Origin of the sequence: Myroides odoratimimus, assembly GCF_001485415.1 — a bacterium.
Lineage (GTDB): Bacteria > Bacteroidota > Bacteroidia > Flavobacteriales > Flavobacteriaceae > Flavobacterium > Flavobacterium odoratimimum.
The window spans coordinates 191,649-204,587 of the sequence record NZ_BCMQ01000007.1 but is presented as its reverse complement, the minus strand read 5'-3'; the positions used below and the strand labels follow the sequence as shown (position 1 = coordinate 204,587).

General features: G+C 33.9%; 11 protein-coding genes. 4 read left to right on the top strand and 7 right to left on the bottom strand.

All coding sequences use genetic code 11. The features are described from left to right. Positions 1-248: 248 nt before the first annotated feature. The 3 genes from MODO_RS09475 to MODO_RS09465 form a co-directional block, all read right to left on the bottom strand. Entirely contained in the window at positions 249-1,436 is a 1,188-nt protein-coding gene (locus tag MODO_RS09475; protein ID WP_006260171.1) for a porin, read from the bottom strand. Between the two features lie 30 nt (positions 1,437-1,466). After that, entirely contained in the window at positions 1,467-2,813 is a 1,347-nt protein-coding gene (locus MODO_RS09470) for an anaerobic C4-dicarboxylate transporter family protein (RefSeq protein ID WP_006260172.1), read from the bottom strand. 113 nt (positions 2,814-2,926) lie between these two features. Next, a complete protein-coding gene (locus MODO_RS09465; protein ID WP_006260173.1) occupies positions 2,927-3,997 on the bottom strand; it encodes a type II asparaginase in 1,071 nt (356 codons plus the stop codon). 809 nt (positions 3,998-4,806) lie between these two features. Here MODO_RS09465 and MODO_RS09460 point away from each other — a divergent pair. Beyond that, positions 4,807-5,217, top strand: coding sequence for a hypothetical protein (locus MODO_RS09460; RefSeq protein WP_230456750.1), 411 nt, complete (start codon positions 4,807-4,809; stop codon positions 5,215-5,217). Positions 5,218-5,275: 58 nt separating this feature from the next. Here the strand turns inward: MODO_RS09460 and MODO_RS09455 are convergent, their stop codons facing one another. The 3 genes from MODO_RS09455 to MODO_RS09445 form a co-directional block, all read right to left on the bottom strand. Then, a complete protein-coding gene (locus MODO_RS09455) occupies positions 5,276-5,653 on the bottom strand; it encodes a DUF2752 domain-containing protein (protein WP_006260175.1) in 378 nt (125 codons plus the stop codon). Positions 5,654-5,662: 9 nt separating this feature from the next. Then, complete coding sequence (locus MODO_RS09450) at positions 5,663-6,016, bottom strand: CD225/dispanin family protein (protein WP_006260176.1); 354 nt, start codon at positions 6,014-6,016, stop codon at positions 5,663-5,665. A gap of 107 nt (positions 6,017-6,123) precedes the next feature. Next, positions 6,124-6,717 (bottom strand): cell wall assembly protein, encoded by a 594-nt coding sequence (locus MODO_RS09445; protein ID WP_225581973.1) that lies wholly within the window; start codon positions 6,715-6,717, stop codon positions 6,124-6,126. 377 nt (positions 6,718-7,094) lie between these two features. Here MODO_RS09445 and MODO_RS09440 point away from each other — a divergent pair, with 377 nt between their 5' ends. Then, positions 7,095-7,505, top strand: coding sequence for an NUDIX hydrolase (locus MODO_RS09440; RefSeq protein ID WP_006260178.1), 411 nt, complete (start codon positions 7,095-7,097; stop codon positions 7,503-7,505). Between the two features lie 264 nt (positions 7,506-7,769). Here MODO_RS09440 and MODO_RS09435 read toward each other — a convergent pair whose 3' ends face one another. After that, positions 7,770-8,351 (bottom strand): PhnA domain-containing protein, encoded by a 582-nt coding sequence (locus MODO_RS09435; protein ID WP_006260179.1) that lies wholly within the window; start codon positions 8,349-8,351, stop codon positions 7,770-7,772. A gap of 303 nt (positions 8,352-8,654) precedes the next feature. Here MODO_RS09435 and MODO_RS09430 point away from each other — a divergent pair, with 303 nt between their 5' ends. Both MODO_RS09430 and MODO_RS09425 read left to right on the top strand, forming a co-directional pair. After that, entirely contained in the window at positions 8,655-10,322 is a 1,668-nt protein-coding gene (locus MODO_RS09430; protein WP_006260180.1) for a formate--tetrahydrofolate ligase, read from the top strand. A 202-nt stretch (positions 10,323-10,524) separates the two neighbouring features. Next, the gene (locus tag MODO_RS09425) at positions 10,525-12,858 is read left to right on the top strand and encodes a TonB-dependent receptor (protein WP_006260181.1); all 2,334 of its coding nucleotides are present in this window, start codon (positions 10,525-10,527) and stop codon (positions 12,856-12,858) included. Positions 12,859-12,939 lie beyond the last annotated feature (81 nt).

Below are 12,939 nucleotides of genomic sequence, written 5' to 3'. Positions count from 1 at the left end.
ATGTTTTTAAAAAGTATTTCATAACTCTCTATTATATTACCTTTTACGAGCAAAAGTTTTTTTATCTTTTTTTAAAGGTTATAACCTTATGGCGTCTCTATACTATATATACGTAACGCTAGAGGGCGAAATATATTTAATATTGTGCTCTAGTATATATAGTAAGGCGCTATTGAGCTACTCCTATAAAAAAGATAAGCTCTAAGTCAGTAGACTTAGAGCTTATACTTATTATTATGACATATTTATTATAGTATCAATAAAGGAGCAACAAATCCTATTGTCAATCTTCCTGTATTATAATTTTCTAATCCTAAATTATTCTTAGCATAAGATGAGTAATTGTAATATCTTCCTACATAAGACACAAAGAACCTCACATTAATATCCTTAAATGGTATATACTGTACTGTTGGTATAAAACCATAACTTGTTCTCAAGCGATCTGTACCACTTGTAGTACTCTCTATATTCTTACCATAAGCGTTACTAGTCATCAATGTTAATGATAAATTTAACTTAGGAGTAACTAAGTAATCTGCCTTAATCCAGTTATCCATATAAGCTACATTTTCACTCACATGTCCTTTAACACCATCTGCTAAGGTATTATTCACCATATAACTAACCATCCCTTTACGATCTAGATCTTCCTTGCTATACTGGAAGTCATACATAATGGTTAATTTATCATCTTGATACTTATGACCAAGGGACACATAGTTCATCACTTTACTTTTGGCTTCTTGAAAGTAACTATAACTATAATTTGTTTGGAACTTACCACCAAAGAAATTACCTCTCCAATTCGTAACAAAAGCTAAAGGCATTTTTGCTTTTTCTATATTAGTAATATCAAAATCCTGATACTGGTCTTCAAAATGCTGTGTTCTAGAATTTAGCACTTGCAATCCAAAAGAATGCCCATTATCCAGAGTATGTGTAACCCCAACTCCTGTCAAGAAATTATCAGCATGTTGCAATATATCATTATACTGTAAAATCTCGATTGGATTTAAATCAAACTCAAATCCTCCCCAGTCAGTACTCATCTTACCAATGTCTAATCTAGTCTTAGGATCAAGGTAAATTCCAACAAATGCCATATCAACCCCTCTTTCGATATGATCTTTAGTTCCTATTTCAGATTTCTGAGTATATCTATTCCTAAATCTAAAATACACTCGATCATGTATTTTCCCCTTTATCTCAATACGTGCTTGATTATTATCAAACTCAGAGTTTGTAAAAGTTCCGTTATCAAAATAACTCTCAAACCCTACTCTAGTATGAAATAGAACGTCTATATTTTTTAACAATCCTACTTTCTCGACGGGGATAATAGGTTTTACTATTGTGTCTGTAGAAGATTGCGGTTCCTGAGCCATTGCTCCCGCACTTACAAACATCGTCATTAATAATAATGCCTTTTTCATTTTCATTTTTTTTATTTAATTCTTCATTTTTTATAATAATATAGCTCCTAATAAGAAACCGGCTGTTACTGCAACACCTATAGCAACTAACCCTGGAATCATAAAACTGTGATTCACTACAAACTTCCCGATTTTAGTACTTCCTGTTCTATCAAAATTAATTGCTGCTAGCAATGTTGGATAACCTGGTAATACGAAATCCGCATTTACTGCTGGGAAAATTGCAATCAACGCTGGATTAGACAATCCTAAAGACACCCCTAGAGGCATCATCGTTTTAGTTGTAGCTGCTTGACTAAACATCAAGGCACCTAAAATAAATACAGCAATAGCAAAAGTCCACGGATATGCAGAAACCACATCGGTCATAAATGCTTTTATCACCACCTCATTATGCGCCATAAAAGTAGAGCTCATCCATACTACCCCAAACACAGAGACTACCGCAGTAGCCATAGAACTAAAGAGACTAACCTTTGTCACTGCTATAGCACTTGTCTTGGTCGTAATCATCATTAGAGCAGACGCAGTCAATGTAATCATACTTATCACTGCTACCATCTGTAGTTCTCCATTAGCCTTAAGCACTAAGCTTACAGCCCCAGGTTCAAACACAGGAAGTAATTGAGGAAAAGCACCCGCTAGAACAATTAATAACACTGCTATAGAAAATATAACAACAGAACTCTTCGCTCCTTTTTTTAACTCTTTTTTCTCTCCTACCTCGTCTGCATCAAGACTTTTAGCAAACTCAGGGTCTCTCATCTTCTCAATAAATATAGGATCATCTTCTAACTCTTTCCCTTTCTTAAGAACAGATAAACAACCTATTAAAATACCAATAAGACAAGCTGGTATACACACCTTCATAATATCTATCAAAGCTCCTTGATAAGCTAAAATACTAGCTCCTGCAAAAGCAGCTGTCGCGGCACTCATCGGACTTCCTGTTATAGCTAAGTGAGAAGCGATAACTGATATACTTAAAGGGCGCTCAGGTCTAATTCTCTTTTTAGCTGCTACCTCAGAAATAATAGGTAATAAAGAATATAGTAAGTGCGCTGTACCAGCAAAAAGGCAAAAGAAATAAACCGTAAATGGTGCGATAAACACAATATTAGAAGGGTTACTTCGAATCACTTTTTCCGCTAATTGTACTAAGTAATCAAGTCCACCACAGGCTTGAAGTGTAGCAGCTGTAGACACAATTGCCATAATCACAAGCATTACATCTATAGGAGGGTCGCCAGGACGCATACCGAATACAAATACGAATATACTTAAGCCAACCATTCCCATAACACCAAGACCAATTCCTTTCATTTGCGATCCGATAAGAATCATTCCTATCAAGATGCAGAACTGTAATAGTAACATAGCCACAAAATTTTAATTATACCTTTAGTATAGATTCTATATAAAAGGAGCGCTACACTGTATATACATTCAGTAGGCGCTCCTCTTATATTAATGGTTATAACTTATCTCTTTTAATATTTGAAGAACATATCTTGAATCACAGCTCTATCTTTGGTCTCAGTAAGTGCTAACATTAATAAGATTCTAGCTTTCTGAGGACTTAAATCATCTGCTACCACAAAACCAAGCGCATTATCATCCACCTCATTAAATAAAGTCACTCTACCTGCTCCAGCTCTTGCTGAACGACAAACTATAATACCTGATTTTGCAGCTGCTATTAAAGCATCTCCTACAGGAGCATTAAAGTTACCATTCCCCATACCAGCGTATACTATACCAGCTACACCTTCTTCTTTGGCAGCAGTCACTGCTCTAGGACTAGCATCAGCATAACCGTAAACGATTTCTACCTGAGGAAGTTTAGTTAATCCCTTTACATTAAACTTCTTCTCTGGAGATCTCAATGTTTTATAGTAGTAACTCACTTTCCCATCAAAGATCAATCCTATTGGTCCAAAATTTCTAGATTGAAATGTAGCCATATTAGTTGTCACTGTTTTTGTGACATCTCTAGCTGCAAATACTGCTTCATTCATTGCAATCACCACCCCTGCTTCTTTACTTTCAGGAGATGCAGCCACCATCACAGCATCTAATAAGTTTCTATTCCCATCTTGACTCATCGCTGTCGCAGGTCTCATCGCTCCCACTAATACCACAGGCTTATTAGAATTAATAGTCAATTCTAAAAAATAAGCAGTCTCCTCTTGGGTATCCGTTCCATGAGTGATCACTACTCCATCAGCCTCGTCTTTCTCGAATATCTCATTAATACGATTACTTAATTTCAACCAAGTTTCAATATTCATATCTTGACTACCAATCTGAGCAATCTGTTCCCCTTTAACTTTGCCAAACTTATGCATCTCAGGTACAGCATTTAGAAGATTCTCAATCGGAATTTTACCTGCAGTATAAGCTGCCTTCGTTGCCGACTCTCCTGACCCTGCTATTGTTCCTCCTGTTGCAAGGATAATCACACGAGGTTCATCCTTTGATGTATTTGAAGCTCCTTTAGTCTGAGCTTGCATTTGAAATGCTAACAATACACCGAACATTAAACTAAATACCTTTTTCATGGTTACTATAATTATAATTAATCAACTTCTACTTTTTTAAACCAATCTTCTATTCTATATCAGAGATAGATAACTCATATCGTTCTAAACTACACACCACAACTTTCATTCCCTTTTCTTATTTTTTTTAAAAAAACGAATAATAAAATCTCCTATTTCCTAAAAATAATTTCTCTTAAAAATATATCAATACCCTACATCACTTTATTTTTTCACACTTTTACCTCAGAGCACTAAACTTCTATATTTTTTATTTTGCCATTGTTTTAAAACAGAAAAATATAATCAAAAAAATGCCAAATAAAGTCACTTTAACACAACACTGATCTAAATAATATATAAAACTACGACAATAATTAACAATATCAAATAAGTAAAAGTAAAAAAGAATAAATAAATATTCAGCAATAATATTCCAAACTACAGCTTTTTTTAAACATATTTCAATATAATAAAAAAAACTGTAACTATAAGAGCCTATTATTTCGTCTCTTTTATTCGATAAATAGTAAAATTTTAGATAAAAAATAATACAATCATTTTTTTGAATCAATTCTGTTAAAAAAAACATAATAAAACTTTACTCCATACAGTTTTAATGACAACATCTATTAACTATATATAACAACAATTTAATTACTAGTCTAGAAGTCATCGATGGTGTAATCTGTATCATTGGGCAAAACGATGTTATCGGAGTTGGTCAAGATGGAAATGTTATATACCACAACACGTATAAAGAACCAGGAGAAGCAGGAAGACGTTTACTAAAATCAGCGTCTATAGCTGGTAATGCTTATATGGGGGCTATGAATGCTAAAAACCAAGCCATAACAAGTGCGACCTATTCTGTATCTTATCGCAATGCTAATGGTCAAGTAATAGAAAGCAAAGACTATGTATTCAGTGAGAAAGATCGTGCTAAAGCACAAAAAACACTAAATACTCAACAGTCCCTTATGAATGACCTGAATAGTACTATCACTCCATTGGTACAAAGTAGATTTAATGCTCTTAAACAAACTGCTGAATACGCTTATGTATTCGCTAGAGGTACTGAAGGAGAAACTACACAACTAGTCAAAGTGAGAAAGAAAGACGGTAAAGAAGTAGATAAAATAGCTATTGATAACAATAGACCTCTATACGAAATAGACCCTATCACAAGTAGTATATACTATGTATATAAAAATGAACTACGCACTTTTAAAGATAAATAAGAACCTAATCTTCTTATAAATACAAAAGCCCCTTAGATTAACTAAGGGGCTTTTTACTTTACCATATATTTCTGACTATAAAGAATACAATAATAAGTGCTAGAAAAGAATAGGCAAACCAATTCGGAATAGCATATTTCTGCAAAAACTTATCATTCTTTACAATATACACTTCCACTAATGCTATATATAAAAAAGCAAGTAGAGGAAAGTATACTAATATCATTACATTATATTCTATAGCCTCTCTAAAATGTCCATGTAGTAATGCATGCAAGGCACGCTGTCCTCCACATCCAGGGCATAACCATCCTGTCTCACGATAGAACATACACGATAGACCACCATTATCACCACTCCCAAAAAACTGATAGTAATAATATAATCCAAAAAGAGGAATTATTAGAAATATGATTCTAAGTATCCAATTCTTCATTATAGTCTATTACATATTTTGAGCTGCTCTCACTTGCTCCATAATTGTTTCGAAGTATGCATTAATACCTCCTGCATTCACAATATCAAAAACAGCTTTACCAATAGCGATTACAAATAATAAAATAGCTACTAAAGCTAATTTCTTCGCTGTACTAGCTGCTTTAACAGAAGCCTCATACTCACCATTATTATATTTACTAGTAGACTGACTAGACATTACGATAGCGATAATACCTAATATTAACCCAATACACCAGAAAGAACACATACCTAATACTGTAGAAGTAATAGACAGCCCCATATAGTTATTAGGCTTCTCACGTTGTTCTGTAACTTGATTTTCAAATTGATTAAATTCCATATTTTTTTATTTTGTTGAGCAAGATAGTTATTTTTATTAACATATCTATAACAAAAAAGAGAGGAAATTCCTCTCTTTTCATTATACTTATCTTATTTCTTTTATACTTATGCAAACTTTGCTATAAATTGCTCTAACTCATCAGCAAATTGATCTTGTGCATTTGCAATCACTTCATCTATAGCTTCTATTGTAAGAATTGGTTTTAATTTCGCATCAGTACGAAGCCAATCTAAGAATTCTTTATTGAACTCTGCAGCATCGAATTCTCCTTCTTCTATCAGTTCCTCTTTATCAGGGAAATAGAATTCTTCCATAAACACAACTGCTTCCACATCATAAGCTGATATCTGTAATAGCTCTTTGATATTCTTAGCAACGATAAAAACTCCACCTTCATCACCAAAAACAACGATAGGACAGTTATCCAAACTTTTTACCGCTTTATCCTGTACCCAAAAAGCAAAAATACTACCAGTACTATTAGCCTCTGCAAAAGGAACAAACGAATTTACAAATTCTTCTTCTTCTGAAATAGATTCGATGATTCCTGGATCCTCGTCTATTAAATAGATAGCGTTAGAATAATAAGATGGAATATTCTCAGATGTCTGAAATTCCAATAAACTTTTAATTTCATTAGGTACTTTATACCCTTTAAATAATGCAGTAAATTCTTCTTTTACCATTGTGATGTTCATTTTCGCCTCTTATCAGGCTTACGGATTTTAAAAATTAAAACTAATGTAATACACTAAATCTTATTCTATATTAGTAATTACTTTGATAGAATAAAGATAAAATATTTTTTTATTGAAAAACATATTTCCACAACAAACTTATATTTTTTTTATCATTTAAGTCGATTGATATATGTAATTCATTTATTTCGTTGGTAAAAGTAATAAACTTTACTAAATGGACGACTAATTATTTAAATATTAACCATTTAATTTTAGTACTTATTCTTCTTTAATTAACCTTTTTGTACTGTTTTACTCAAGATAAAGTTTCGCAAAACATGATTGAACAGTTATTTTTAATAATACTATCTTTACATTTTAAAAAACTGTCTAATATGACAACTCCTACTATTCTATATTTAGCATCAGCATTAATAACAGATCAAGATAACCGATTACTGACTGTACGCAAAAAAACGTCTACCTATTATATGATGGCAGGTGGTAAAATCGAAAAAGGAGAAACTCCTGAACAAGCCTTAGTAAGAGAGTTAAAAGAAGAGCTAAACTTAACAGTAAACACAAATGAACTAACCCTACTGGGTACACATAGTACAGAAGCTGTGAATGAAAAGAATACTATAGTGAAAGCTCATATCTATCATATTATAATCAATCATCAAACGCTAGAAGTAGCTTCAGAAATAGCGGAAGCCAAGTGGCTCACAAGAGAAACTTATAAAGAAACTAAACTTGCACATCTATTAGAAGAATTTAGTGTTCCTATTTGGTTAAGTTTATTCTAATCCTCTCATGCTACTAAAATATACTCTCAACATAATTACCAAGCCCCTCTCAGGCTTCTAGTTTCATCTAGTACCGTACCTATTTCCTTTGCAATATCAGCATTACCTTACTATAACACCTAAGTAATGACTGCGTTATTTATCGAGAATTAACGGAGTCACTACGGACTCATAACGGGCTCACTACGGACTCACCGCTACCAAAAGCCAATAAAAAAGCCTCTAAGTCTAAAACAAAGAGGCTGTTATATCAGTATATGCTAATTATGCTTGTTTCTTTACGAACTTGGTTAAGATAACGATTTGTTGACCATCTATCTTTCCTTCGATTTGTTCTGTATTATCGTGTACTAAACGGATATTTCTAACAGCAGTACCAATCTTAGCATTAATAGTAGATCCTTTTACATCAAGATCTTTAATTAATGTCACAGTATCTCCTCCTACTAATACATTACCATTACAGTCTTTATGAAGATCTACACTTCCATCCCCTGTATGATCTCCTGTAAGTTTAGCAAACTCTAAAAGTTCATCGTCTAAATACATCATCTCTAAACTATCTGCTGCCCAACTTTCGTTACGGAAACGGTTCAGCATACGCCAAGCTACTACTTGTACAGCTGGAAATTCACTCCACATTGATGTAGTAAGACATTGCCAGTGATTAGCATCTAATTCAGCTTTCTTCTCTACTTGCTCTAAACAAGTATCACAAATATAGATTTCTCTATCTGCTTCATTAGCTGCTGCAGGTGGTACTTCATATACATTTAAATGTCCAGTTGCCTCACATAGTTCGCATTTATTACCACTTCTTTCTATTAATTGTGCTTCAGTCTTCATTTATAAAACAATATATTATTAAAGTTGTAAAGATATATGTTATTATTTAGATATAAAAAACAATAAAACACTTCAGTAATTAAACCATTTGCACTACACAGATATGAATTTAACAAAACACTTAATTTTTTAGATTGCTTCTAAAAATTGAATCCTAGAATTATGGTTTCGACTTATATATCTTGGTTTTCATTACACAATTCGCCATAATACCTATCCCTTCTTTAATTAAGCACAATAGCGATAATTGCCCTTACAAAAAACCTTATCTTTACTCTTCAATAACACAAACTATCATTATAAATGAAAACAGATATCGAAATTGCTCGTGAATGTGAGTTAAAGAGAATACAAGATGTAGCACACTCTATCGGTGTAAATGAAGAAGAGCTTATCCCTTACGGAAAGTATATGGCTAAGGTTCCTCTAGATGCTATGAATACAGAGAACATCAATAAGTCAAATTTAATATTAGTTACTTCAATCACTCCTACTAAAGCAGGTATCGGTAAGACCACTGTGTCTATAGGTCTAGCGTTGGGGTTAAATAAAATAGGTAAGAAAGCTGTAGTAGCTCTACGCGAGCCTTCATTAGGTCCATGCTTTGGGATGAAAGGTGGAGCTGCAGGAGGTGGATATGCTCAGGTATTGCCTATGGAGAATATCAACCTACACTTCACAGGAGATTTTCACGCTATCACATCAGCTCATAATACGATAAGCGCTTTATTTGATAACTATATCTATCAGAATAGAGCTAATGAAAACGGAATTAAAGAAATATTGTGGAAAAGAGTATTGGATGTGAATGACCGTAGCTTGCGCTATATCAACACTGGGCTAAGAGGTAGTGCTAATGGAGTACCACAAGAATCAGGATTTGACATTACTCCAGCCTCTGAGATTATGGCTATTATGTGTCTGGCGACAGACATAGAAGATCTTAGACGCAGAATCGAAAATATCTTATTAGGATATCGCTATGACGGAAGTATGTTTACAGTAAAAGATCTAGGTGTAGCTGGAGCTATTACGGTACTATTAAAAGATGCACTTAATCCTAACTTAGTACAAACTACGGAAAACACTGCTGCCTTTATTCACGGTGGACCATTCGCTAATATTGCACATGGATGTAACTCTGTTATCGCTACTAAAATGGCTATGAGCTATGGAGACTATGTCATCACTGAAGCAGGTTTTGGTGCAGACTTAGGTGCCGAAAAATTCTTTGATATCAAGTGTCGTAAATCTGGTTTACAACCAAAACTGACAGTGGTAGTAGCTACTGCACAAGGATTAAAAATGCACGGTGGTGTAGCTATCGAAGATATTAAAGCTAAAAATACAGATGGCATCCGCAAAGGCTTAGAGAACTTAGCTAAGCATGTAGAGAATATTAAATCTTATGGACAAAGCATAGTAGTTGCTTTCAATAAATATGCAACTGATGATGCAGAGGAACTACAAATCGTAGAACAATACTGTAAGGATAACCACATTGGATTTGCGATTAACAATGCATTCGTAGAAGGTGGTGAAGGCGCTAAAGCCCTAGCTGAAGTAGTTGTAAACACAATAGCAAACAACCCAAGTAAACCTCTTCAGTTCCCTTATCAAGACAGTGAAACAATAGCTGTAAAAATAGAGAATATCACTAAGAAGATATATGGAGCTAATAAAGTAGAGTTCTCCTCTGCTGCTAAAAAGAAATTAGCCCAACTAAAAAACACAGATATGGATCAATATCCAGTATGTATTGCCAAAACACAATATTCATTCTCTGCAGACGCAACAGCATACGGTGTAGCTAAAGATTTTGACATTGTAATCAATGATTTAGTGATCAATAGAGGTTCTGAGTTCATCGTGGCTATAGCAGGAGATATTATGCGTATGCCTGGATTGCCAAAATCACCACAAGCACTAAGAATTGACTTAGTGGATGGATTGGTTGAAGGATTGAGCTAATCACTGATACCATATACTATAACAGTAGGGTCGCCTTATAAAGGTGGCCCTATTCATTTTATAACAACTGTGAAATAATCAAAATTAAATAGCTACTATTCAAAACTTTAACTACATATCCCTTTCATTTTACGGCCTATTTTTTTAAATAAAGTGATGCTTTTGTATAAATTTGTTTAGAATAATTCTAAATAAATACACTATGAAATTACTATCCTCCCGAAAAGAGAAACTGTACATCACACTATTCTATTCATTATCAATACTCTCACAAGCACAGCATTTAAATCTTCGAGTAAAAAACTCTTCTGGTCATGCTGTTCCTAATGTAGTTGTAGAGATAAATAATCAAAATGTAGGTATCACTGATGATACTGGTGTATTCTCCCTAGCAGACACTTATTCCTCTACTGTTGACTTAAGGTTAAAAGCCTTTGATTACGCTGATTACTATATGACACTTGAGTTACAAAAAGATACGATTAACAACTTTACAATTACACTTACTGTTAATCCTGAGACTATAAATGAAATTATCATTACTGCTGGCCGAAAACCAGAACACATCTCTACAGTCCCCTCTTCTGTAACGATACTTACCAAACAAGAAATAGAAACACAGAGTGATATTAATAGTAATATCAGCTATATCTTAGGTAATACAGTACCTGGACTCGCTACAGCTACTAATAAAGTAGCCAATACAGGGCAGACACTGAGAGGAAGACCTCTTCTAGTTTTAATAGATGGTATTCCACAATCTCTCCCTTTAATGAATGGAGCCCGGAGTATACGTTCTCTAGATCCTTATGTTATCGAAAAAATAGAAGTAATAAAAGGAGCAACGTCTATCTATGGCAATGGATCTGCGGGTGGTATTATCAATTATATTACTAGAAAAGATGTAGGCAACAAACCACTAAGTGGGCAAACTAAAATAGGTACTACCTTTAACCCTTATCACAGTAGTGGAACCTTAGACTATCAAATAGGACAGTACTTCTCTGGTAGAATAAATAACTTCAGCTACGCTATAGGTGGGCATCTTAAATACAATGGCTTACAAAGAGATGGTGAAGGCTTACCACTAGGGCAACTAGGTGGTCTGTCTAATTCTTATGAGCGAAACATCTTTACAAAACTATCTTATCAGCTCAACGATTCCTCATCATTACAACTACTCTACAATTATTACACTACCGTACAAGATGAGAAGTACAAAACTAAACCAGGACGTTATGGACAAGAGCCTGCTATAGGCATAAGAGGTAGTGAAGGTGGAAAACCAGTAGGTACACCATACAATCACAATGCTATGCTGACCTATACTAACGATGCACTTTATGCTAATACCCGATTAGACATTAGTGCTTACATCACTTCCTTTCAATCGATGAATCGTTATGTACCGAAAGGAACCGTCTGGTATGGTCCAGGTCAAACTAGGATAATATCAAAAAAGAAAGGAATGAGAACTAACTTTAATACTCCTTTTACGCTTTATAATACTCCTATTGAAATTACTTATGGTTTTGATCTACTCAGTGATATGACTATGCAAGACCTCACAGATGGTAGAATATTAACTCCCCAAATGAAAATGCTAAGCATAGCCCCTTATGCACAGTTAAAGATAGATATATTAGATGACTTTATCTTTAAAGGAGGGATTCGTTATGAAAATTCGAATGTAAAAATCAATGATTACACCACTATATCAACAGGCCCTAATAACGAAGGCTCTATAGCTGTCAATGGAGGTAAACTAACTTATAGGGCAACAGTATTTAACGCAGGTATCCGATACACTAAATATGATTACTTCAATCCATTTATCAGTTACTCACAAGGTTTTTCCCTCAATGAAGTAGGAAAAATATTGAGAAGAGCAGATGCTAATACGCTGAATAATTTAGAGACTTCCCCTGTGATTACTAATAATTACGAAATAGGTTTCTCTAGTAAATACAGCATTTTCTCACTACAAACCTCATATTATATCAGCACTTCTAAATATGGTATTAACCTTATAGATGTCGGAGGATATCTGATGCCTAGTAGAGAACCTGAAAAGATTAAAGGTTTCGAAATAGCTTTAGAGGCTAGAGTAATGAAGAGCTTAAAAATGGGTGGTACTTTCACCACTATAGAAGGAAAAACAGAGAATAAAAAAGGCATCTTAGAATATCTAGGAGAAGATAGAATACCGCCTAATAAAGCAACTGCATTTATTACATATACTCCATTCAATAAGGCTACTCTATCCTTATTTTGGATAAATACAGGAAATAGAAAACACTTCAGCCCAAATAACAATGGAAAATATAAAAACGGACAAGGTCCCATAAGTGAAGTTAATCTATTTAACCTTAATGCTAATTATAAACCTAACGACCATTGGTCACTCTCTCTTGGTATAGACAATCTATTCAATAAAACCTACTACCCACCAGTAAGCCAATACAGAGGTATTCACGCTGATTATACTAGAGGAGTTGGAACTACAATGTCCTTTAATGCAACATATTCCTTTTAATAAAGTAGAGCAATAATTACTCATAAAGTTCTTTATATCCTATTTGAAATCTTAAAAACAAATGTATCCAAGTCCTATTTC